We start from the raw sequence: 20,913 nt of genomic DNA, 5'->3' as shown, positions 1-20,913 counted from the left end.
GCGATGGCCAGAAAACTGCTATTTCCCGCCGAAGACGGTACACTGCTCACGTACAGCGCCGGAGAAGCCAGTCCGTTTCCAAAGACGGCCCCGGTGCCGCGCAGCCGCGTGGCCTATGCCGCTGCCCATGTGGTGCTGGATGCACAGGCGTCCGAGCCCGAACAGATCGATTGGGAGGCCACGCTGGCCTATCGCCACCATCTGTGGTCACTGGGATTGGCCGTGGCCGAGGCGATGGATACCTCGCAGCGCGGCATGGGACTGAGCTGGGCGCAGGCGCAGCAGTTGATCCAGCGCTCGATCGGTGAGGCACGCGCCCAACCGGGAGCACGCGTCGCCTGTGGGGCCGGAACCGACCAGCTGGCGCCATCCTCATCGGTCACGCTTGAACAGGTCAGGCAGGCCTACGAGGAGCAGTGCGGCTTCGTCGAGTCCGCTGGCGGGCGCATCATCCTGATGGCTAGCCGCGCCCTGGCCGCCTGCGCGCGTACGCCAGAAGACTATATGCAGGCCTACGACCACATCCTCTCACAGGTGGCGCAGCCGGTGATCATCCACTGGCTAGGGGACATGTTTGATCCCGCACTGGCCGGTTACTGGGGCTCATCCGACGTGGACGCGGCCATGGAGAGCTGCCTGGCGATCATCCAAAGCCACGCCACAAAGGTCGATGGCATCAAAATCTCGTTGCTGGATGCCGAGCGGGAGATCAGCATGCGCCGCCTGCTCCCCGAGGGCGTCAAGATGTATACCGGCGACGACTTCAACTACGCCGACCTGATGCTGGGGGATGAGCAGGGACATAGCCACGCGCTGCTGGGCATCTTCGACGCCATCGCGCCCGCCGCCTCGGCCGCCCTGCAGCAGTTGGACGCGGGCAACATCGAACGATATATGGAGATACTCGCCCCGACCGTGCCTCTGTCGCGTCATATCTTCCAGGCACCCACCTATAACTATAAGGCCGGCATTGTCTTCCTGGCCTACCTCAACGGTCACCAGGACCACTTCAAGATGGTGGCGGGACTAGAAAGTGCGCGCTCGCTGCCGCACCTGGCGCGACTGTTTGTGCTGGCGGACCAGGCCCGGCTACTGGTTGATCCAGATCTGGCTAGCGAACGCATGCGCACCATCTTGCTCCAGGCCGGCATCGAACAGGAAGGGGAGGCATTCTGATGACACAGCAACACGAGCTACACGATCTGACACGCTTAAGCCTGAACCAGGCCACCATCGACCAGTGGGATGCGCGGACCGCCATCGAGGGCTGCCTGCGTGCCGGGATTCCCTGGATCAGCTTATGGCGCGACAAGGTGGCCCGCACCGGACTGGCTGAGACGGCGCGTCTGGTGCGCGAGACCGGCATCCAGGTCTCCAGCCTCTGTCGCGGTGGCTGGTTTCCAGCCGCCACGGCAACCGAACGCCAGGCCCGCATCGATGATAACAAAAGAGCCATCGAGGAGGCCGCCGAACTACAGACGAAGGTGCTGGTGCTGGTGTGTGGTCCCGCCGCCGATCGCGATATCCAGGCCGCGCGGGGAATGGTCGAAGATGCCCTGACGCAGATCCTACCCTTCGCCCACCAGCATGACATCTCGCTGGGTATCGAGCCGCTGCATCCCGTGTATGCCGCCGACCGCTCGGTCATCACCAGCCTGGCAGAGGCCAACCAGATCGTCGAAAAGTTCAACGACTCGCACCTGGGGGTCGTCATCGACGCCTTCCACGTCTGGTGGGACGTCGCCGTGTATGAGCAGATCGCCCGTGCCAGCGGCCACATCCTCGGCTTCCACGTCAGCGACTGGCTGGTCCCCCTGCCCGACGTCCTGATGGGGCGCGGCATGATAGGCGACGGCGTCATCGAGCTGCGCAAGCTGCGCCAGGCTGTCGACGCCGCCGGCTACCAGGGTCCCATCGAGGTCGAGATCTTCAACCGGGCCATCTGGAACCTGCCCGGCGACGACGTACTCGATATCATGAAGCGCCGCTACCTCGAACACGTTTAAAGAAAGACGAGCACGCCCCCGCCAGCCTGACAGAAAAATGGAACATTCTGTCACTTTTAGATGATCTCAGCCGTGTCAGAGGGAAGTAAAAAGTAGGGAAAAGGAAGGAAGAGGATGTCGCTCGAAACACGTCTGAACGATAGAACTGGTGAGGACACCGATACACAAAGAACGAACTCTACCGCCATCATTGCTAAATGGGTCAGGAGATGTGGAATTCCGCTGTCGATCCTGGCATGGGTGGCGGTGGTCGCTCTGGTCCTGTGGGGTGCCGGGCATGTGGCGCGCACGCTGCTGCTGCTGGCGATTGCGGCCTTGCTGGCCTTTGCCATCGCGCCCATGGTCAAGATATTCCAGCGGGTAATGCCACGTTTCCTGGCTATCCTGATCGTTTATTTGCTGGTGCTTGGTGGCATCAGCCTGCTACTCTACCTGGTCGTGAGTACAGCGATTCATCAAGGAATATCGCTCGCTAAGCAGGCGCGCGATCTGTTTGGGCCTGGTGGACAACAGCAGTTGCGCGCATTAGAGCAACCACTTATCTCATTAGGAATTTCCGCCGACCAGCTAAATGCGCTGCCGCAACAGATTTTTTCACGCGTCGGTGGCGCGGCCAGTAGCGCAGTACCAATTCTATTGAGCTTTTTTGACTTCCTGCTGGATACGATTATCATCGCGGTCATGAGCATCTACCTGCTCATCGATGGCGGAAGGATAAATGGTTGGCTGCGCACCCATATGCCAGTGATGGAGCGTAACCGCGTCAACTTTCTGCTCGATACCCTGCAACGCATTGTAGGAGGATATATTCGTGGGCAGTTGCTTCTTTCTACGCTGATCGGTCTGCTGGTCGGCATTGGCATGACGCTGTTTCACGTTCCCTACGCCGTCTTACTGGGCGTGCTGGCGTTTATCCTGGAATTCATCCCTGTACTGGGCACACTGGTCTCGGGCGCCATCTGCGTGCTGCTGGCGCTGACCCAGGGCTGGCTGATCGCGCTGGGAGTGCTGGCATACTTTATCGTTGTGCATGTGCTTGAGGGCGATATTGTCGGACCACGCATCGTAGGTAAGGCCGTCGGACTCCATCCGGTGGTGTCGCTGGCGGCCCTGGTCGCTGGCGCGGAGCTCTTCGGCATCTGGGGAGCCCTCTTCGCATCACCAGTCGCAGGCGTCATTCAGGCGATCATCATCGCCCTGTGGTCCGAGTGGCGCTCACGCCATCCCGACCAATTCCCTGGAGAGAAAGAACTCGCCGAGCAGACCAATGAGAATGCCGCCAATAAGCCGATAGATTCCCCACGGGAAGATTCTTGAGACGCGGGAGGGAAAATATTAGATCATTGTCATTGCCGGGCAATCGCTGGGAAATTTTCTACAATCTCACCACATCAGAGTGAACCACTACACAGCAAATACATCAATTGTCATCTAAACTGAAGATATGAAGCCTGGTTCTTGCCATATATAGTCATATATATATGCGTTGCAAAGAATGCGGGCGGAAATCAAAATGGAGAAGGTCGAGCACGCTATGATGGTCCTTCAGAGGTTTTATGGCAATGATGAAAAAAACATTTTTACACCTGTTGATGGCAATTAGCTGTACAGGCATCCTGCTTCTCACGGCTGCCTGTACGCCAACCAGCGACACATCTATCGTCGAGCAACCTGCTAAAACGCCTACCGCCACAGCCACACCTATTGTTATCACACCTACCGCTATAACCACACCGACAGCAATAATGCCTACAGCTACGGCTACTCCGATCGGGCCCCAGAGCGCATTTGCGGCGACCGTGGGCAGTAGTGGGAATCCTGTTAACCGGACAGCCGAGGGTAACAATCTGACGACCATTCACTCGCCGGTCGATCGTCCAGTAGCTAATTTTACGCGCACCCTGTTAAACGTGCCTCCACAGGCCAAAGGAGTAGTATATATTCAGAATGACTCGGCCAACCCTATGACGCTGGTAAGCGATACGCCCATGGGTTTTGAGCCGTTTACGATCGCGCATGACTCCACCATAGATCTCGTCTTCCATCGTACAGGAACCTTCAAGGCCCATCTCAAAGACTATCCCATTAGCGCCGATACCACCATCACAATCATTATCACCGCACCCTCACCAGATTAAGAACATAATGACCTGTTGTATCCCCGCCTTTGGCGGGGATAGGGGAGGAAAAGAGTAATGGGAGGCGTTCCCACGCTCCGAACCATAACCCCCTCCCATAGGTTCGGACCTCGCGTCCGATCAACAGATACGCGGCAAGGGATCGCCGACAAGCATGTCGAGGACGCGGGTGCCCCCGATATCGGTGCGTAGGAAGACCATGCCGGGGAATTCGGCCCGGACGGTGCCGATGACCGCGGCTTCTCGTCCCAGGGGGTGGGCGCGCAAGGCTCGGAGGGCCTCCTGCTCGGCTTCGGGTGCCACGAAGGCCAGCAACTTGCCTTCGTTGGCGATGGTGAGCGCGTCGAGTCCCAGGATCTCGCAGGCGCCGCGCACACCTTCATGAACCGGGATGGCCTGCTCGTCGAGGGCGATGGAGACTTCGGCGCCGAGCGCAACCTCGTTGAGGGCGGTCGCCACTCCTCCACGCGTGGGATCCTTCAGACAGTGCAACCTGGTACCGATGCGATCAAGCAAGGCAGCCACCAGCGTATGCAGGGCGGCGCTATCGCTGCTGACCTCGGTCTCGATGTCCAGCTCTTCACGGGCCAGCATGATGGCGATGCCGTGATCGCCGACCGAACCGCTTAACAGGACGCGATCACCTGGTGCCACCAGAGCCTGTCCCAGGTTAGCGGAGGCGCGCACGCTGCCGACCCCGGCCGTATTGATGAAGATGCCATCGGCCTTGGCGCGCTGCACCACCTTGGTATCCCCCGTCACGATCAGCACACCCGCCTCATGGGCGGCCAGCGCCATCGAGTCCACGATGCGCTGCAGATGCTCGATCGCGAACCCCTCCTCCAGAATGATGCCAGCCGAGAGGTACAGCGGGTCCGCCCCCGCCATGGCCAGGTCGTTGATGGTGCCGTGCACGGCCAGCCGGCCGATATCGCCACCGGCGAAGAAGAGTGGATTGACCACGTAGGAGTCGGTGGTAAAGGCCAGCCGCTGGTCGCCGAGCACGATGGTGGCGGAATCTTCCATGCGATCCAGGATGGTATTGGCGAAGGCGGGCGCGAAGATGCCCTCGATCAGATTGTGCGTAGCCTTGCCGCCGCTGCCGTGGCTGAGCGTGACATGGTCGTCGCGCAGATAGAACTTATGCCGCCGCGCCTGCCGCGCCCGCTCAATCTTTGACAGGACCTCACTGCTCTGTGTGGACTGCTTGCCCATTGTTTACACCTCCATCCGGCCAGGCCACTCTCTGATATCGTGCTGCATTCGTCGCTTCAGCGAACAATGCGCTATTTGACAACCTATCTTTATTGCCCTCCACTAGCTTTCCTGTGTGGACATGGCGGGCATGACATTGAGCCGGTGTCGCTCGGCGGCCATTGAGAAGCGGCCATAGTTGAAGTAGGCCGCGCAGGCTCCCTCAGGAGAGACCATACAGGTCCCGATCGGCGTCTCCGGAGTACAGGCGGTGCCGAAGACCTTGCACTCCCACGGCTTGATGACACCTTTGAGTACCTCACCACACTGGCAGGCCTTGGGATCGGCGACGCGCAGACCCGGCACCTGGAAGCGCAGCTCGGCATCCCATTCCGCAAACTCCGGCCGCAGCTTCAACGCGCTCTGCGTGATAAAGCCCAGGCCGCGCCACTCAAAGAATGGTCGCAGCTCCATCGTGCGCGCCATCGACTCAAGCGCCTTGACGTTCCCCTCGGGCTGTACTACGCGCGCGTATTGATTCTCGACCGCCGAACGCCCCTCGCAGATCTGTTGCACCAGCATATGCACAGACTGGATGATGTCTAGCGGCTCAAATCCGGCCACGACGATCGGCTTGCGGTGCTGACGCGCGATGAAGGTGTAGGGACGCAGGCCGATCACCATCGTGACGTGCCCCGGCCCCACAAAGCCATCCAGGCGCAGATCCGGCGAATCCAGGATCGCCTTGATGGCAGGGATGATAGTGACGTGATTGCAGAACACCGAGAAGTTCTTGATCCCTTCGGCCTGTGCCCGCAGCAGCGTCACGGCCGTGGAGGGAGCGGTCGTCTCAAAGCCAATGGCGAAAAAGACGACCTGCTTATCGGGATACTGACGCGCCAGCTTGAGGGCGTCCAGCGGCGAATAGACAAAGCGTACATCGGCCCCCTCGGCCCTGGCATCCAGCAGACTGCCATGCGAGCCGGGAACGCGCATCATATCCCCAAAGGTGGTAAAGATGACGTTCTCCATGTGGGCGATGGCGATGGCGTCGTCGACGCGCCCCATCGGCAGCACGCAGACAGGGCAGCCAGGACCATGGATGAGGTCGATGGTCGGCGGCAGGATATCTTCGATGCCATGCTTATAGATTGTATGCGTATGGCCGCCACAGACCTCCATAAACTTCAGGTTCCGACCATCGCTCAGGCGTGCGATATCATCAGCGATACGCTTCGCCAGCTTTGAGTCGCGATATTCATCAACGTACTTCACTGATCCTTCTCCTTATCTATCCACATTGGGCCGGGCAGCCTCGCATAAAAGAAACCTATGCTCGTCTATGTATCATCAGGCTGGTCGAGTAAGGCCTGTACCATTTCTAAGATGGCGTGATAGGCCGTGGCCTGCGCCTCCTGGATGCGCGGGATATGGTCGCAGGGAGCGGTAATACAGATGTCGACGTCGGGCGAACGCGAGACCTTGCCACCATCGTAGCCAGACATGGCGACGGTCAGCATCTCCTGCCGCTTCGCCTGCTCAAGCGCCTGCAAGATATTGGCCGAGTTGCCGCTAGTTGAGATGCCCACGGCGATATCACCCGGTTTTCCCAGGGCGATGATCTGGCGCGTAAATATGGTGGGGAAACCAACGTCGTTGCCCAGAGCGGTAATCACCGCGATGTCATTGGTCAGGGACACGGCCGGCAGGGGACGCCAGTGCGCGAACGGCGGGTTAACCAGTTCGGTCACCATGTCCTGGGCGTCGGTGGCGCTGCCGCCGTTGCCGAAGGCGAAGAGGGTGGCACCAAGACGGAAGGCGCGGGCCATCGCCGCGCCGGCCTCTACGATGCGCTCACCCGAGAGGGCCCGCATCTGATGGCGCAGGGTGACTATCTCGTGGCACTTGTCCAGCGTTGAATAGCGCACCTGCTCAATAACCGCGGCACGATCGACCTTCTCACCTTCAAACAGATAAGGATAAAACATCTGGTCGTAGCGGCTACCTCCTTCAGGCATGATTGGCCTCCTCCCTACCCTCCTCCGCGGAACAGCGTTCAAGGGCCACGCCGGCGTGAACCAGCAGCAGATCGCCCGGGCACACCTGCTCCAGCAGGCTGATATCAACCTCTTCAATGTTGAGCAGGTCAACCGCCACCCTGGCTGTAGCTGTCGCGGAATTTACAGTGACGACCCGCGCCTGGCGGGCTTCATCCGAACAGGTGAGGCAGTGCCCCTCCTCATCCAGTACGCAGTTCTCTTCGGGCCGCGCGTTGGCACGATGAGCATGGTCATGTTCACTCATTGCAGTACTCCTTCATGCTCAAAAAAGACGTGTACGAGCTCCCACAACACGTGATAAAGGGTCTCGTGGGTCTCCTGAATGGCCAGGGGGTCGGAGCTGGGAACCACAAAGCAGTAGTCGAGAAAGGCGTCTCTGGCCGTTGTCGGCATGCTCTCCTCGCCGGATATAATCACGTGGCGTGCCATGTGGCCACCGCCGTCGCCGTTGCCACAGAGTCCGATGGTCAGCAGGCCCATCTCATGAGCCTTGTACAGGGCGCTATTCACGTTGGCGCAGTTGCCATCAAGCGAAAAGCCCATGGCGATATCCTGTGGGCGCGCCAGCACCCCGATGAGACGGGCGAAAGCCCCCTCAGGATGCTCGGTCATGGCATGCATGCCGCTGAGGGTGGCGCTATCATTGGTCAGAGCCAGAGCCGGCAACGCCCGCTTGCCAACGATTACCGGGTGCACGAACTCCACCGCCACGTGCTGCGCGTCGGTGGCCCAGGAACCGTTGCCGAAGGCCAGCAAGCGACCGCTCTGGTGGAAGCGGCGCGCCATCGACCAGCAAGCCTCGGAGATATGCCCGGCCTCGGCCGTAAAAAAGGTCTCTGGAATGGTCGTGCTCTGGCTCACACGCGCGTCCAGAATAGCGGATAGATTGACTGCCATAGTCGCTCCACCTTCCTCACTAGATCTGGCTCTTATTGAACATCGCCAGTTCATCTGTATAGGGATCGCCCATCAGCTGCAGCGCCTTTTGCGTCTCCTGCGCCTCTTTCTCGTTGATCTTGCTCATGGCGAAGCCAACGTGGACCAGCACCCAGTCGCCGGGCTCGATCCCTTCCAGGCGCACCAGAGCCACGCTGACGTTGCGCTTCACCCCCGATACCTCGACCTTCGCGATGTCCAGATTATCATCCACAATCTCCACGATGCGCCCCGGAATCCCAAGACACATAACCTTCCTCCTTCATGTTCATGTATGTACGTGCGGGGCTTGTCCCCGCTTCGGTTCGCTTCCGATCGTCTCCAACCAATCGCACCATGCGTCAAGCCCCTCGCCGGTGCGGCAACTGAGCTCGAAAATCTGGAGCCGGGGGTTGACGGCCAGAGCGAAACGCTTGACGGTCTCCATGTCATAATCGACATAGGGCAACAGGTCGATCTTGTTGATGACCATGACCTGCGACGAGGCGAACATGGCCGGATATTTGGCCGGCTTGTCGTCACCCTCGGTGGTGCTGACCACGGTCACCTTGAGGTCCTCACCCAGATTCCAGTCGGCGGGACAGACCAGGTTGCCGACGTTTTCGATCACCAGCAAGTCTAGAGTGTTCAGGTCGAGCTCCTGCAGCGCCAGCTGAATCATATGTGCCTCCAGGTGGCAGATGCCCTGCGTGATGATCTGCACCGCCTGGGCGCCGGTCTCCTTGATGCGCTCGGCGTCGGCGCTGGTCTCAACGTCGCCCTCGATCACACCAATGGCGAGCCGCGAACGCAGGCGCCGGATAGTCTGCTCCAGCAGCGTGGTCTTGCCCGCTCCGGCCGAGCTCATCAGGTTGAGCGTACGAATCTGCCGCTCGGCCAGCTGACGATGGATGTCGCGAGCGATGCGCTCATTGGCGGCCAGGATGTTCTGCACGATCGGCACGTTGGGCATGCTAGCTATCGCCTCCCTCTTGCGTAGTGGAGTTGTCAATCTCCATGTCCTGGATCATAAATTCGGTGCCCGAGAGCACATCGGCCTCCCAGCGGTCGCAGGTCGGACACTGCATGATGCATTGCACGACATGGAATTCCTGGCCACAGTAACGACAGCGCGCCCGGTGCGGCACGATATCGATCGCCAGCCGCGCCCCGTTCAGAAGGGGCTGCGCGTCGGCAACGACATCAAAGCAGAAACGCAGTGCATCGGTATCGACAGCATTGGCCTCGCCGATCCTGACATGGATGCTTTTGATATTTGTTGCCTGGTAGAGCGCGGCCTGTTCGGTCACAACGCCAGCAATAGCGTCGGCAATTGAAAGTTCATGCATAACATTTTCTCTAGCTATCACCTGTATAGACTACAATGTTACGTGATTACATGGATCGTATACGTAAATAACGCCGGATATCTGGCAATTGAATACCTAGGATAAACAGGGCAAGACCCAGCAGCACCATTATCAGTAGCGGTATGTTAAGGCGAAGTGTAACCATAATACGCCTCCTTCAAGGGCAGAACGAGGTTTGAAGTAACACTCAGGTTATCGATAAGTTGATCTATTATGGCCATAGCAGCCGGGATCATGGATTGAACGGGCTCGCTCAGGCCCATGGCGAGATCCTCGTCGATAGTATTCAGCGTGACCGGCTCACAGCCAACAAGCAGGGTGTGGATGGGACGCGCCCCCATGGTGCGCGCGAAGGCCAGCACCTTCAACGGATCCATGCTGTGTGCGTCCAGGAAACTTTCACCCACCTCGGATCGCCCGGCGGACAGGTGATTGGGCTCGATCAGATAGAGCGTGCCCGGCTGCCCACCGCGCGGCACCGCGTCCACCAGTATCAATTCGTCGTAGTCTTCCAGCAAGGTATAGGCCAGATCCAGGCCGCGAATACCAAAATCTACAACCGTAATATTGGCGGGATTTTGCCGGGCCAGCAGACGCTGGGCGACCTCAACGCCAAAGCCATCATCGCCGAAGAAGATATTGCCGATGCCGGCGACCAGGATTTTTCTCCGCTGCTCAGCATGGGTCTGTTCGTTCATACGAACTCCTCCTCCACCAGCTCAACTTCGGATGGATAAAAGAAGAAGCGATGGCCGGGCAGGACACGATCCTCTTCCTGCTCATTGCCCGGATCATCTTCCAGCGTGACCACCAGGTACATACGATCCTCGAAGTCCTGCTTGATCTCTTCGACACGTGCCATCCTGCTTTCCAGCAGCATATCAAACGCGTCGGCTTTGGCCCGGGGATGTAGTCGTACGCGATCCCCAGGCCTGGCCACGCCGCCAATGACGCTCACAATAGGTTCAAATTGATTCATCATTTATCTTTTCCTCCCTCATCGGGCTGCAAGCCTTCGTACTTCCGAATCACACCGTGAAGCTTCAGCAACTGTTCCGTTGACAGCGACTCGGTCCGTTCTAAGATGGCGCGTGCGCGCTCATCGCCATGCCTGAGCTCCTCTTTCTCATCCTCCGAAAGGGTCATCATGCGCAAGGTCAGCAGTTCATCGATCTCGGTACCATCGAAGAAGGGACCCGTGCTTTCGGGCGCGATCTGTGGATAGTCATACAGGATAATGGGTGATGAGAGAATGGCGCTATGCTCGCCGGCATCACCGATCAGAACCGGCCAGGTATGCTCGTTCTGGCAGGACTGAGCCGCTGCCTGTACATGCGCGGGTGAGTCCAACATGGAAAAAAACTGCCCCTGTTCAATCTGCAAAATGGTATGGGTAGAGACAAACGAGTGGAGTAGAACCGCTTCACGCTGTTCAGGATCGACACCGATCAGCGGGGTAGTATTTTCAATGCCGACACGCAGCCTGTAGACCGCGTCCTCAATCGGATAGGCCACGATACGCATCCGGCCACAGATATCTTGTTGCTCGCGCGTCGCGGAAATAATGGCAGCATCACAGGAGGTAGACGAAACATAGCGTCCAGAAAAATTAATCGGCGCCAGCAGCGGCTGACTCATGATATCCTGCAACTTGATCTCTGATAGCACCACTTCTCGCGCCACACCCTCCTCCCATTCATCCTGCATCTGTCGCTCAACCGAAGACCCATGCGGTGTTAAAGATGATGGATGATCATCCTGCACCACACTATTCAACAGGAGATGTAGGAAGCGCGCCGAGATAGTCAGCCGGGTCTGCGGACCTCCCTGCAACAGACACTCGGTCTGCATATGCCATGGTTCTTTCCCACGCTTCGCCATGCTATAGGCACGCGGATAGAGCACGCCGAAGTTCCAGCGCTGGCGATTCTTAATGGCCGAGCGGCGATAGGGATAGAGCAGATAGCCCTCATAGAGCACGGCATCGGCGATCTCTTTGATCTGTTCTATCTTCATGGCTGCACCTCCTGGCCGGCCTGCGCCAGCAGCATAGTCAGCGTCTCCTCCCAGCTGGATTGCCCATGTTCCACCTTGTAGCGATAGAGCTGATCAAAGACATCTTTGCGCATGCGTATCCAGGCGCTATTGGGGTAGTAGTGCCCGATCATATCGCGCCAGAGCGTGACCGGCATGCGATAGCTGGCCTCTTTAGACCACGGGACGCGGCTGACCTGCAGTTGGTGCCGTTCATCCTGGTAGAAAATGGTGCCGCTGAACAGGAAGAGGAGCGGGACACGACCCTCCTGCAAAGCATCCAGGTATTTGGTGCTCACTACCTCAAAATCATAGGTGCAGGTAACCGGAAGCGTAACCGTGATATGCTCGTCAAAGGCGGGAACGACGATGTTGATGTGCTGCCAGAGCAGGCTGCGCAGGGTCTCGTGCCAGCGTCCGGGGATGCCAAACACATCCTGCAGGCGCTCCTGCTCCTCATGACCATAGCGCCGCTGGGGCGCGACGATCTGCAGCTGGCAGCGCAGCGAGATACTGGAGATCGGCTCGCAGGGGACCTGATTAGTGATCGCCAGCGTAAAACCCAGCGTTGGTACAGCCGCGAACGGGATAATTTCGGCCGCTATGACTTCAAATGCGAGATCTGGCATGCAATGATCCTTTCGACTTTGAAGGATGTCTCCATACGGTCGCCTTCGCCTGAATGGTCTCAAAATAGGTGTTGATATCTTGCCATACGGTGGCGCCACCGCTGAAGCCGCGCCAGCTACGGCGGATCAGCCCAACCAGCTGATAGCAGCTATCGATCGGCACCAGGTAATAGCGATACGGAGCCGTGATGCGCTGGATGAGCAGAGCCTCGACCTCAGGCCGTATCTCGGCCAGCAGCGGATTGTCGTACTGCAAAGGTAGCCACTGACTCTCGTCCAGCAACGACTCGGTAGCCCCGGCAGGTCCCGGATAGAAGGCGGCCAAGCGCTGATCTGAATCTGCATGCGTTCGGACGAGAAAAGCCATGTTGACCGGGATCAGCAGCTCATTCCAGGCGCTATCACTGAGCACAAAGTCCTCCAATAGCAGATAGCGCTCAGGGATCAGCAGGTACCTGCCAGCCCCGGCACCCTCCCGACTCATCAGCAGAGAACAGGCGGTGCAGACGCAGCGCACGGTATGGCTTGAGCGCTCCCACAGGTGCCGATGCTGCTCCGCCAGCCCCTCGCCACACAGCTCGCATGGCCCGGCCGCCGAAGCGGATCGCTCGATGGGATCGCGCATAAACTGGCGCAACCTGTACAGAGGCGCACGCGCCTGCTCCATATCCATGGCTAATCCTCCCTCGATCCACTTGATGCGGCCTTCTCCGGCTTACGGCGACGCTTCGGCATAAAGGTAACGGGATGCGAAGGGCCCTGCTCCTCGGTGCTCACGATCACATCATCCAGTTCAGGAGCCACTTTGTAGACCGCGTCCTCGACATCACGCGCCAGATGGGTATTGGAGGCCGAACAGCCATTACAGCTTCCCATCATTTTGAAATAGGCCACGCCCTGCTCGATCCGCACCAGCTCAACATCCCCCCCATGCGCCCGCAGTGAGGGACGCATATCCTCCAGCGCGCCCAGGACGCGCGTACGCGTATCGACGGGATGCAAACCATGCAACAGCAGCAAAGGACCCACCAGTTCGTCCGCGCCAAACTGATCGATGATGGCCGCGCCACACTCCCCATGCCGCCCGATCAACGCCAGCATACGCGTCAGACCCTCCCCATACATCGCCATCGTACACTGAACCAGTTCCTGCACCGCAGCACGCACCCCCTGATCCTCAAAGGCCGCCACCTGCTGGATCAACGACTCCATACGCTCAACCTGCTGCTGCTCCTTATCCTGTTGCATGTTACCATCCTTTTTCCCAACATTATCGTGAGGCGAGGTCCGAAGCGCCCGCAAGGGGCGCACCTACGTTTTCTCCTCGTAAGGCGAGGTCCGAAGCGCCCGCAAGGGGCGCACCTACGGGCATTATCCCCTTATAAGCGGGAGGTGCAGGAGGGCCGGCGAGGCCCTCCTGCCGGGGTCGGAGGGCGAGCATGCCGGGGCATGATCAAGTCCCCTCCCAAACCCTCTTTTCTTAATCCCCCTGCCGTAGGCGGGGAAGCCCCCCGCAGGGGCATTACGGCGCCGGCGGCGCCATACCAAAGGTTGGCGAATGCACAACCTGCAACTCCCTCCCTTTGCCCAGGTACATGTGAACACCACATGGCAGGCAGGGATCGAAGCTGCGCACAGTGCGCATAATATCAATGCCTTTGAAGTTGTCGGGCCCATTCTCCTCAAAGATGGGCGTATTCTGTACGGCATCTTCGTATGGTCCCGGTGTGCCATAAACGTCGCGCGGATTGGCGTTCCAGGGCGTGGGCGGATAGGGATGGTAGTTGGCGATCTTGCCATCACGAATGACCACGTGATGGGAGAGAACACCGCGTACCGCTTCATGGAAACCGCAACCGATAGACTCCTGCGGCACCTTGAAGTCCGACCACGTCTTGGTGCGACCGGCGCGTACCTCGGTCAGCGCCTTCTCGACAAAGTAGAGGGCCGCCGCCGCCGCGTAGGCCTGGAAGTAGGTGCGGGCGCGATCGCGCTCCAGCGCGTTGCTCCACTGCGGAATCTTCCACTCCAGCTCCATCTCGGGCTTAAGGGCCGTCTTCGGCAGCGTAATCTTCACGCTATGGCCGGTCGCCTGGATACCATCGATATTGACCAGTCCGGCCAGGGCAGTCGTCCACAGGCGAGCGATGGGGCCGCCCCCCGTATCGAGGGCCAGGTACTTGCCGGTCTGGTTATCGTACCAGCGCGGCGACATCACCCAGCTATAGTTGCCCTCGAAATCGCGCTTCTGCGGATGCGGCAGCGTCGTCTGGTTCCAGGGATGACGCTTATCGATCGGATTGCCCAGCGGATCGTGGCTGACGAAGGTCGGCATATTCTCCCAGTCGTCATAGTAGGAGCTGCCTAGCAGGATACGTATGCCCAGGTTGATATCGAGCAGGCTGGTTGTGCGCAGCTTGCCATCGATGACGATGCCCGGCGTCACATACATGGCCCGGCCCCAATCCTGCATATGCTCATATTTATAATCGCAGACAGATGGATCCTGGAAAGCACCCCAGCAGCCCAGCAGCACCTGGCGCTGTCCCACCTTTTCATAACCAGGCAGGGCCTCGTAGAAGAAGTCGAACAGATCATCGTGCATCGGCACAACCTTCTTCATGAACTCTACATATTTCATCAGCCTGACGAGGTAATCGGTAAACACCTGGACGGTAGCCACGGTACCGACGCCGCCGGGATAGAGCGTCGAAGGATGGACGTGGCGCCCCTCCATCAGGCAGAACTTCTCACGCGTCATACGGCTCATCTGCAGCGACTCGCGATAGAACTCGCCGCTAAAAGGATTGAGCGAGCGCATGATGTCGGCGATGGTGCGATAGCCGTGCAGATGAGCGTGCGGCGCCTCGGCCTTCTCAGCTTTGGCCAGCACCGACGGATTCGTCTCCTTCACCATCTGCTCGCAGAAGTCCACGCCCACCAGGTTATCCTGGTAGATGCAGTGGTCAAACATATACTCGGCCGCCTCGCCCAGGTTGAGGATCCAATCGCCGATCGGTGGTGGTTTGACGCCGAAGGCCATATTCTGCGCGTAGACCGCGCAGGTCGCATGGTTATCGCCGCAGATGCCACAGATGCGGCTGGTAATAAAGTGCGCGTCGCGCGGATCTTTGCCCTGCATGAACAGGCTATATCCTCTAAAGATCGAGGAGGTGCTATGGCATTCCACCACCTGGCGCTGCTTAAAATCGATCTTGGTATAGATGCCCAGGCTACCAACGATACGCGTAATCGGGTCCCAGGACATCTCCACCAGCTGAGGTGGAACGACATGTGGTTCTCGTCGTTTAAATTCGGTGCTCACGTTGCTGTTTTCTCCTTTTATCCGCACTTGCGTGGAGCATCTTAAGCACTACTTCCACACTGGTTGATAGCCTGTCCTGAGCTCCAGACCCGGACGACGCCACGACGGCTCTTTGTTCAGCGTATCATTGGTGAACTGGCGCAGTGAGCGGATCACGCGGCCATAGGAGCGTGTAACATTCGAAGAGAGCTTGCTCCCCGGTGGCTCATCCATAAATGGCATAAACTTGTCAGGGAAGCCCGGCATGGTGCAGCCGATGCAGATGCCGCCCACGTTCGGACAGCCGCCTATGCCAGCCATCCAGCCACGCTTGGGGACGTTGCACTGCACGACGGGTCCCCAGCAGCCCAACCGCACGATGCACTTGGGAGAACCATATTCGGTAGCGAAATCGCCCTGCTCAAAGTAGCCCGCGCGATCGCAACCCTCATGGACCGTCTTTTCAAACAGCCACTTCGGACGTAGAGCATCATCCAGAGGAATAGTAGGCGCGAGTCCGGCGGCCTGGTAGAGCAGGTAGAGGAGAGTCTCCATAAAGTTATCGGGCTGAACAGGACAGCCCGGGACGCACACGATCGGGTTGCCGGCCGTTGATTTCCAGTCCCAGCCCAGGTAATCGGGCAGGCCCATGGCGCCCGTAGGATTGCCCTCCATAGCATGGATGCCACCATAGGTCGCGCAGGTACCGGCGGCGATCACCGCCCAGGCCCTCGGAGCCAGACGATCGACCCACTGCGTGGTCGGAATCGGCTGGCCGTTTACATCCGTGCCCAGCGCGGCCCAGTATCCCTCCGCTTTAATCTTCTCATTCGGGATCGATCCCTCGACCACCAGCACAAAGGGGTCCAACTCACCGCGCTCGGCCTTATACCACCAGGACAAGAAATTCTCGCCGGTCTCATAGGCCAGCACGGGATTGTGCAAATACACTTTCGGTAAACCGGGGATCGCACCCAGGAGCACATCTTCGATGGCTGGCTGGCTGGCGGCGGTGACCGAGATGGTATCTCCATCACAGCTCAGACCGGCCGTCATCCAGATGATGTGTACTTCTTCCACACGAGCTCTGGTGACCATGATCTATCAATCCTCTTTCGCTGTCACACATACTCATCCACATAGACGCAAACGTACGTGAAACGAAACTCGCCGTGGGTATTTGTACTGTTGAGCGTATGACATTACCTGTACAGATAATGAATCGCTGCCGAGCTACAATGGACGCGATTAAGTGGTTATTTCCTTCAATTTTTACCACAAGAGAGAACAGAAGAGGAAACTGCTCGGTTCATATTTACAACGAAAGCAAGCGTACAAAAAGACATTACACTACGCCTCCCACAATGTCAAGAACCGCCTCATGCATAAATTCTCATCTATTTAATGTCATACATATAATTTAAGACTGTGCAAAAAGAGAAAAGACCAGAGTACGTGCGGGGCTTGCCCCCGCTTTCCTTCCTCGCTATTCGAAAAAGCAACCGTCTTGGTCGCTTTGAAGGTGCCTTCTCTTTTTGGAAACATGCAAGCGGGGGCAAGCCTCGCACGTACTGCATCTCTTTTTTATTTCTGCACTTTTTTAAGTTGAAGGTATTGCCCACAAGGGGCGCGCCTACTGCAGGGCGATTTTGATGTCGACGGCACATATGTCCTGGGGGCTGGCGAGCAGGGGGTTGATGTCGATGGATTGGATGAAGTCGTAGTCTTGCATCAGGTATTCGATGGCTTTGAGGATGTCGATGATGCGCTGGAGGTCGATGGGCTGCTGGCCACGCGCGCCTTTGAGAATAGGGGCGATGCGCGTTGCGAGGATCATGTCAAGCATCGCGCCGCGTTCGAGAGGAGCGACGCACCTGGCGACGTCGCCTAGAAGCTCGGCGTAGATGCCGCCGCTGCCGAAGAGCAGGATGGTGCCAAAGTTGGGGTCACGCGTGGCACCAACGATCAGAGGGAGGCCGCACTCAACACATTTCTGGACGCAGATGGCGCCGTCCACGATGTGGTGCTCGCGTATCAGCGCCTCCAGGTGGTTGAACCCTTCACGCAATTCTATTTCATTGTTGATGTCGGTAATGACAGCGCCGATATCAGATCTATGCAGCAGGGTGGGCGCGACGATTTTGAGTACGCATGGATAGCCGATGGACGATCTCACGCAGAGCACTGCCTGGTCCACCTGACGACAGACATAGCTTTCGGGGATCGCGATATGATAGCGGCGCGCCATTTCGTCCACGCTGGCCTGCGGCAAGGTGGCGAGGTTCAGGACGCGGGCCTGCTGGTAGAGATCATTAATAGCGGCGTGCTGCTGCTCATAATAGGGGCTCTTGAGTGGTGGCATGGGCAGGTTATATGCCGTTCGCTGCCGATAACTCGCGTACCAGGTCATGGCGGCCAGCACATCGAGCGCCGTTTCTGGAAAGTGGTAGGCGGGGACCTTTTTTCGGCCAGCAATTGGAGCCCCTTCTCAACCAGGGTGCCACCGATAAACGCGGCCACAATCGGCTTGCCGTGCTTCTTCATGGCCCCGATATAGGCGGCCGTCTTCTCGATCTCGGTCATCACCTGGGGTGTCAGAATCACGAGCAGCGAGGAGACGTCTTCCTCCTGCAGAACCGCCTCCATGGCCTGCAGATAGCGCTCCGAGAGGGCGTCGCCGATTACATCAACGGGATTGTGGATGCTGGCGGCCCGTGGCAACAGTTGGTGCAGCACATCCTGTGTCGCCGGGCTCAGGTCGGCCAGTTCCAATCCTTTCTCGATCAGGGTATCGGTCGCCACCACAGCGGCCCCGCCGGCGTTGCTGACGATGGCGACCCGGTTAAAGGTCGGCAGCGGCAGCCAGGCAAAGGCCTTGAGCGTATGGAACAGGTCCCCGATCGTCTCGACCACGATGTAGCCGTATTGCTGGAGGGCCGCCTTCGTCAATGGATAGCCAGCGGCCAGGGCGCCTGTATGGGATCGGATGGCCTCGGATGCCGCCTCGCTGCGTCCCGCCTTCAAGACGATCGCCGGCCGCCGGCAGTTATATTGCTGGCCAAGCTGCAGAAAGCGTCTGCCATCCTTGATATCCTCCAGGTAGCAGGCGACCAACCTGTCGTCGCGCAAGCGCTCCAGAAAGTAATTCTCATCCAGATCCGCCTTGTTGCCCAACGAGACAAAGCAATGCAGGCCCAGGTGATTGGCGCCGATCCAGTCCAAAAAAGAGGTCCCCAGCGCACCTGATTGCGAGATAAAGGAGATGGGCTCGTAGGCGGGAAAGCTGGCGGCGAAAGAGGCATTGAGGGAACTGGCGGCGTCGATCAGGCCCAGGCAGTTGGGACCCAGCAGGCGCGTGCCGGACCCCTCGATGATCTCCCGCAGCTCTCGTTCGCGGCCGGCTCCCGGCTCACCAGTTTCTTTAAAGCCCGCCGAGATCACGATCACCAGCGGGATCGCCTTGCTGACGCACTCGCGCAGTACCGGGGGAACAGCCTCCCCCGGCACTGCGATCACCGCCAGATCGATGTCCCTGGGCACCTCGCTCACCCGCGCATAGGTCTTGATGCCCAGAATGGTCTGCGCATGCAGACTGATTGGATAGATGGCACCCCGAAAATGATACTGCACCAGATTTTTAACGATGGTATAGCCTAGCTTTTGTGGGTTCCCTGAAGCCCCAATCACCGCCACCGACCGCACATCAAAAAGCGTTCTCAGCATATCGTTGTGCCCCCGCTCTGCGAGCTATCGCTAAATATGTATTATCCCTCCGACCAGTTATCGCTGCCGCAGGAGAAGCAGTAACGCGCCCCCTCGACCTCAACGTGCGGCGAGCCACATTTTGGACACAGCTTGACCAGCCTGGCGCCGCAATAGACACAATAGGTCCAGTTGGCTAATACCTCATGCTTACAGGAAAGGCAGAGCCGGGTCTGCGCCGCCGGATGTACCGCGTAGCTCTCGCCCAGGGAAATATGGTGACCAAAGTGCCCCATCTGCAACAATTCAGGATCGAGCACCTCTGGCTGATGAGCAGTGGCCACCACCACCATTGATCCCAGCCGGTCGTAGCCGTCCAGTTCAACCAGCAACTGGCGCTGCACCGCCACGCCATGCTCGGGCAAATCAAAGCGCGCCACCGCATCCAGGTCTTCCAGCACCACCAGGCAGGGATGCCAGCGCTGCCCCAGTTCAAAGGTCGCCTTTACCATATTGCGGCATGTCTTCACAAGGTCAGAGCGCACAAAGGTGGGATACTCCTGCTCTAGCCACGCCAGATCATCCTCACCTACGCGACCATGCACCTGGGCATTGATCAGGTCAACCAGCCTCGGCAACGAGAGCGAAACCATTGAGATGCCAGCCTCTCCGGCAATGGCCTGGACCAGCAGGCTACGCTCGGTACAGGGATGGCCGATCAGCAACGTTTCATTTACATCAACGACATGGGCGCGCTGATAGAGCTGTGACCAGCGCAGATACTTCACCAGCCGACGCAACTCCTGCTTGGTCGTATTGACCCCCTGTATATCCGCGAAGGTAATGGTCGGTCGCTCACACTTGATGATCGGCAGGTTAGAAAAGTGTTTACCCGAACGCTTATATTCACGAACCTTGGCCTGAATCAATTGATCCATCGTGTTGGTATACGCGACACCGCTTTCTTCTATCAAATATGACGGGATGGCATCCGAGGGTGAATGCAACAGCGACAGCAAAGGCTGCACCTGGGGATGGCGCAGTACGGCCAGCGCCATATGATCGGGGCGCACCTGCAAGCAGCGTCGCAGCGTCGCGAAGTTCGTAGCCCAGTCCAGACACTCCTGGGCCGCCGCTGAAGGAGGAAGCGCAGCATATCCAGCTACCTGTTCTCTCCCCGTACCCACGATATCGGCCGCCGCACGCCGCAAGGCGCGCATATCCATCCCCAGCAGGCTAAAGATTGTTTCAATCGTGTCATCCTTGAGACGCAAAATACTGAGCAAAAGATGCTCTGGATAATATTCAGGGGCCTGCATTCGTGCCGCTTCACGCCGGGCACCCTCAATTACGGCATCAATCTCGGGGGCAAGAGCCACATGCTCCTGCTCCTGTATACTTTCGACCATTGCTGCCTCCTTGACAATCTATTCCCCCACCCATCTTCTTTTACAAGCATTCAATGCAAGCAATGCACAGCACGCACGCGATAGAGGGGGCCGCACAACTCATTTATAACTGGCATGTAATTACCCTACTTATCGCATCACGTCCACACAGC

Annotated in this window: 24 protein-coding genes; 4 read left to right on the top strand and 20 right to left on the bottom strand. The window is 58.4% G+C overall.

Annotation, left to right across the window (positions count from 1 at the left end; translation table 11 throughout):
* The first annotated feature begins 3 nt into the window (after positions 1 to 3).
* From AABA21_RS10025 to AABA21_RS10010, 4 genes are all read left to right on the top strand, one after another.
* Positions 4 to 1,176 (top strand): dihydrodipicolinate synthase family protein, encoded by a 1,173-nt coding sequence (locus AABA21_RS10025; protein WP_338249385.1) that lies wholly within the window; start codon positions 4 to 6, stop codon positions 1,174 to 1,176.
* A complete protein-coding gene (locus tag AABA21_RS10020; RefSeq protein ID WP_338249383.1) occupies positions 1,176 to 2,006 on the top strand; it encodes a sugar phosphate isomerase/epimerase family protein in 831 nt (276 codons plus the stop codon). Before AABA21_RS10025 ends, AABA21_RS10020 begins: the two co-directional genes overlap by 1 nt.
* A 114-nt stretch (positions 2,007 to 2,120) precedes the next feature.
* Positions 2,121 to 3,323 carry an AI-2E family transporter gene (locus AABA21_RS10015; protein WP_338249381.1) on the top strand — a complete coding sequence of 401 codons (1,203 nt, stop codon included), beginning with the start codon at positions 2,121 to 2,123 and terminating at the stop codon, positions 3,321 to 3,323.
* 245 nt (positions 3,324 to 3,568) lie between these two features.
* Positions 3,569 to 4,144 (top strand): hypothetical protein, encoded by a 576-nt coding sequence (locus AABA21_RS10010; protein ID WP_338249379.1) that lies wholly within the window; start codon positions 3,569 to 3,571, stop codon positions 4,142 to 4,144.
* Positions 4,145 to 4,264: 120 nt separating this feature from the next.
* Here the strand turns inward: AABA21_RS10010 and hypE are convergent, their stop codons facing one another.
* The 20 genes from hypE to AABA21_RS09915 all read right to left on the bottom strand — a co-directional run bounded on the left by hypE (position 4,265) and on the right by AABA21_RS09915 (position 20,761).
* Positions 4,265 to 5,359, bottom strand: coding sequence for a hydrogenase expression/formation protein HypE (gene hypE / locus AABA21_RS10005; protein ID WP_338249377.1), 1,095 nt, complete (start codon positions 5,357 to 5,359; stop codon positions 4,265 to 4,267).
* A 102-nt stretch (positions 5,360 to 5,461) separates the two neighbouring features.
* The gene (gene hypD / locus AABA21_RS10000; protein WP_338249375.1) at positions 5,462 to 6,613 is read right to left on the bottom strand and encodes a hydrogenase formation protein HypD; all 1,152 of its coding nucleotides are present in this window, start codon (positions 6,611 to 6,613) and stop codon (positions 5,462 to 5,464) included.
* A gap of 65 nt (positions 6,614 to 6,678) precedes the next feature.
* Positions 6,679 to 7,356 carry a D-sedoheptulose-7-phosphate isomerase gene (locus AABA21_RS09995; RefSeq protein WP_338249373.1) on the bottom strand — a complete coding sequence of 226 codons (678 nt, stop codon included), beginning with the start codon at positions 7,354 to 7,356 and terminating at the stop codon, positions 6,679 to 6,681.
* Complete coding sequence (locus AABA21_RS09990; protein WP_338249371.1) at positions 7,349 to 7,642, bottom strand: HypC/HybG/HupF family hydrogenase formation chaperone; 294 nt, start codon at positions 7,640 to 7,642, stop codon at positions 7,349 to 7,351. The genes AABA21_RS09995 and AABA21_RS09990 overlap by 8 nt, the downstream gene beginning before the upstream one ends.
* The gene (locus tag AABA21_RS09985; RefSeq protein WP_338249369.1) at positions 7,639 to 8,295 is read right to left on the bottom strand and encodes a D-sedoheptulose-7-phosphate isomerase; all 657 of its coding nucleotides are present in this window, start codon (positions 8,293 to 8,295) and stop codon (positions 7,639 to 7,641) included. Before AABA21_RS09985 ends, AABA21_RS09990 begins: the two co-directional genes overlap by 4 nt.
* Positions 8,296 to 8,314: 19 nt before the next feature.
* Entirely contained in the window at positions 8,315 to 8,584 is a 270-nt protein-coding gene (locus AABA21_RS09980) for a HypC/HybG/HupF family hydrogenase formation chaperone (protein ID WP_338249368.1), read from the bottom strand.
* Positions 8,585 to 8,602: 18 nt separating this feature from the next.
* Positions 8,603 to 9,325 (bottom strand): hydrogenase nickel incorporation protein HypB, encoded by a 723-nt coding sequence (gene hypB, locus AABA21_RS09975; protein ID WP_338249366.1) that lies wholly within the window; start codon positions 9,323 to 9,325, stop codon positions 8,603 to 8,605.
* Positions 9,288 to 9,662 (bottom strand): hydrogenase maturation nickel metallochaperone HypA, encoded by a 375-nt coding sequence (gene hypA, locus AABA21_RS09970; protein WP_338249364.1) that lies wholly within the window; start codon positions 9,660 to 9,662, stop codon positions 9,288 to 9,290. The genes hypB and hypA overlap by 38 nt, the downstream gene beginning before the upstream one ends.
* Positions 9,663 to 9,708: 46 nt before the next feature.
* On the bottom strand, positions 9,709 to 9,792 hold the full coding sequence (locus AABA21_RS39325) for a DUF6893 family small protein (RefSeq protein ID WP_420917143.1): 84 nt from the start codon (positions 9,790 to 9,792) through the stop codon (positions 9,709 to 9,711).
* 16 nt (positions 9,793 to 9,808) lie between these two features.
* Positions 9,809 to 10,381 (bottom strand): hydrogenase maturation protease, encoded by a 573-nt coding sequence (locus tag AABA21_RS09965; protein WP_338249363.1) that lies wholly within the window; start codon positions 10,379 to 10,381, stop codon positions 9,809 to 9,811.
* The gene (locus AABA21_RS09960; RefSeq protein ID WP_126600970.1) at positions 10,378 to 10,665 is read right to left on the bottom strand and encodes a hypothetical protein; all 288 of its coding nucleotides are present in this window, start codon (positions 10,663 to 10,665) and stop codon (positions 10,378 to 10,380) included. The genes AABA21_RS09965 and AABA21_RS09960 overlap by 4 nt, the downstream gene beginning before the upstream one ends.
* Positions 10,662 to 11,699: a hypothetical protein gene (locus tag AABA21_RS09955; protein ID WP_338249359.1), complete on the bottom strand. Its 1,038-nt coding sequence runs from the start codon at positions 11,697 to 11,699 to the stop codon at positions 10,662 to 10,664. The genes AABA21_RS09960 and AABA21_RS09955 overlap by 4 nt, the downstream gene beginning before the upstream one ends.
* On the bottom strand, positions 11,696 to 12,346 hold the full coding sequence (locus AABA21_RS09950) for a DUF6084 family protein (RefSeq protein ID WP_338249358.1): 651 nt from the start codon (positions 12,344 to 12,346) through the stop codon (positions 11,696 to 11,698). Before AABA21_RS09950 ends, AABA21_RS09955 begins: the two co-directional genes overlap by 4 nt.
* Positions 12,327 to 13,019 carry a DUF5947 family protein gene (locus tag AABA21_RS09945; protein ID WP_338249356.1) on the bottom strand — a complete coding sequence of 231 codons (693 nt, stop codon included), beginning with the start codon at positions 13,017 to 13,019 and terminating at the stop codon, positions 12,327 to 12,329. Before AABA21_RS09945 ends, AABA21_RS09950 begins: the two co-directional genes overlap by 20 nt.
* Positions 13,020 to 13,021: 2 nt before the next feature.
* Complete coding sequence (locus AABA21_RS09940) at positions 13,022 to 13,594, bottom strand: NifU family protein (protein ID WP_338249354.1); 573 nt, start codon at positions 13,592 to 13,594, stop codon at positions 13,022 to 13,024.
* Between the two features lie 274 nt (positions 13,595 to 13,868).
* A complete protein-coding gene (locus AABA21_RS09935; protein ID WP_420917142.1) occupies positions 13,869 to 15,614 on the bottom strand; it encodes a nickel-dependent hydrogenase large subunit in 1,746 nt (581 codons plus the stop codon).
* A gap of 105 nt (positions 15,615 to 15,719) precedes the next feature.
* On the bottom strand, positions 15,720 to 16,748 hold the full coding sequence (locus AABA21_RS09930) for an NADH-quinone oxidoreductase subunit B family protein (protein WP_338249350.1): 1,029 nt from the start codon (positions 16,746 to 16,748) through the stop codon (positions 15,720 to 15,722).
* Between the two features lie 535 nt (positions 16,749 to 17,283).
* Complete coding sequence (locus tag AABA21_RS09925) at positions 17,284 to 18,060, bottom strand: acetate--CoA ligase family protein (RefSeq protein ID WP_338249348.1); 777 nt, start codon at positions 18,058 to 18,060, stop codon at positions 17,284 to 17,286.
* Complete coding sequence (locus AABA21_RS09920; RefSeq protein ID WP_338249346.1) at positions 18,057 to 19,373, bottom strand: acetate--CoA ligase family protein; 1,317 nt, start codon at positions 19,371 to 19,373, stop codon at positions 18,057 to 18,059. The genes AABA21_RS09925 and AABA21_RS09920 overlap by 4 nt, the downstream gene beginning before the upstream one ends.
* 41 nt (positions 19,374 to 19,414) lie before the next feature.
* Complete coding sequence (locus tag AABA21_RS09915) at positions 19,415 to 20,761, bottom strand: AAA family ATPase (RefSeq protein WP_338249344.1); 1,347 nt, start codon at positions 20,759 to 20,761, stop codon at positions 19,415 to 19,417.
* Positions 20,762 to 20,913 lie beyond the last annotated feature (152 nt).

The organism is Dictyobacter halimunensis (genome assembly GCF_036245075.1).
This window is presented reverse-complemented; position numbering and strand designations above follow the sequence as displayed.

What these genes read in the sequence shown, in the direction of transcription:
- AABA21_RS10015 (WP_338249381.1), top strand. Translation starts at nt 2,121, where the DNA reads ATGTCGCTCGAAACACGTCTGAACGATAGAACTGGTGAGGACACCGAT.
- hypE (WP_338249377.1), bottom strand. Translation starts at nt 5,359, where the DNA reads ATGGGCAAGCAGTCCACACAGAGCAGTGAGGTCCTGTCAAAGATTGAG.
- AABA21_RS09955 (WP_338249359.1), bottom strand. Translation starts at nt 11,699, where the DNA reads ATGAAGATAGAACAGATCAAAGAGATCGCCGATGCCGTGCTCTATGAG.
- AABA21_RS09965 (WP_338249363.1), bottom strand. Translation starts at nt 10,381, where the DNA reads ATGAACGAACAGACCCATGCTGAGCAGCGGAGAAAAATCCTGGTCGCC.
- AABA21_RS09935 (WP_420917142.1), bottom strand. Translation starts at nt 15,614, where the DNA reads ATGTCCTGGGACCCGATTACGCGTATCGTTGGTAGCCTGGGCATCTAT.
- AABA21_RS09985 (WP_338249369.1), bottom strand. Translation starts at nt 8,295, where the DNA reads ATGGCAGTCAATCTATCCGCTATTCTGGACGCGCGTGTGAGCCAGAGC.
- AABA21_RS10010 (WP_338249379.1), top strand. Translation starts at nt 3,569, where the DNA reads ATGATGAAAAAAACATTTTTACACCTGTTGATGGCAATTAGCTGTACA.
- AABA21_RS09915 (WP_338249344.1), bottom strand. Translation starts at nt 20,761, where the DNA reads ATGGTCGAAAGTATACAGGAGCAGGAGCATGTGGCTCTTGCCCCCGAG.
- AABA21_RS09930 (WP_338249350.1), bottom strand. Translation starts at nt 16,748, where the DNA reads ATGGTCACCAGAGCTCGTGTGGAAGAAGTACACATCATCTGGATGACG.
- AABA21_RS09990 (WP_338249371.1), bottom strand. Translation starts at nt 7,642, where the DNA reads ATGAGTGAACATGACCATGCTCATCGTGCCAACGCGCGGCCCGAAGAG.
- AABA21_RS09925 (WP_338249348.1), bottom strand. Translation starts at nt 18,060, where the DNA reads ATGACCTGGTACGCGAGTTATCGGCAGCGAACGGCATATAACCTGCCC.
- AABA21_RS39325 (WP_420917143.1), bottom strand. Translation starts at nt 9,792, where the DNA reads ATGGTGCTGCTGGGTCTTGCCCTGTTTATCCTAGGTATTCAATTGCCA.
- AABA21_RS09980 (WP_338249368.1), bottom strand. Translation starts at nt 8,584, where the DNA reads ATGTGTCTTGGGATTCCGGGGCGCATCGTGGAGATTGTGGATGATAAT.
- hypA (WP_338249364.1), bottom strand. Translation starts at nt 9,662, where the DNA reads ATGCATGAACTTTCAATTGCCGACGCTATTGCTGGCGTTGTGACCGAA.
- AABA21_RS09950 (WP_338249358.1), bottom strand. Translation starts at nt 12,346, where the DNA reads ATGCCAGATCTCGCATTTGAAGTCATAGCGGCCGAAATTATCCCGTTC.
- AABA21_RS09945 (WP_338249356.1), bottom strand. Translation starts at nt 13,019, where the DNA reads ATGGATATGGAGCAGGCGCGTGCGCCTCTGTACAGGTTGCGCCAGTTT.
- AABA21_RS09960 (WP_126600970.1), bottom strand. Translation starts at nt 10,665, where the DNA reads ATGATGAATCAATTTGAACCTATTGTGAGCGTCATTGGCGGCGTGGCC.
- AABA21_RS09920 (WP_338249346.1), bottom strand. Translation starts at nt 19,373, where the DNA reads ATGCTGAGAACGCTTTTTGATGTGCGGTCGGTGGCGGTGATTGGGGCT.
- AABA21_RS10025 (WP_338249385.1), top strand. Translation starts at nt 4, where the DNA reads ATGGCCAGAAAACTGCTATTTCCCGCCGAAGACGGTACACTGCTCACG.
- AABA21_RS09995 (WP_338249373.1), bottom strand. Translation starts at nt 7,356, where the DNA reads ATGCCTGAAGGAGGTAGCCGCTACGACCAGATGTTTTATCCTTATCTG.
- AABA21_RS10020 (WP_338249383.1), top strand. Translation starts at nt 1,176, where the DNA reads ATGACACAGCAACACGAGCTACACGATCTGACACGCTTAAGCCTGAAC.
- AABA21_RS09940 (WP_338249354.1), bottom strand. Translation starts at nt 13,594, where the DNA reads ATGCAACAGGATAAGGAGCAGCAGCAGGTTGAGCGTATGGAGTCGTTG.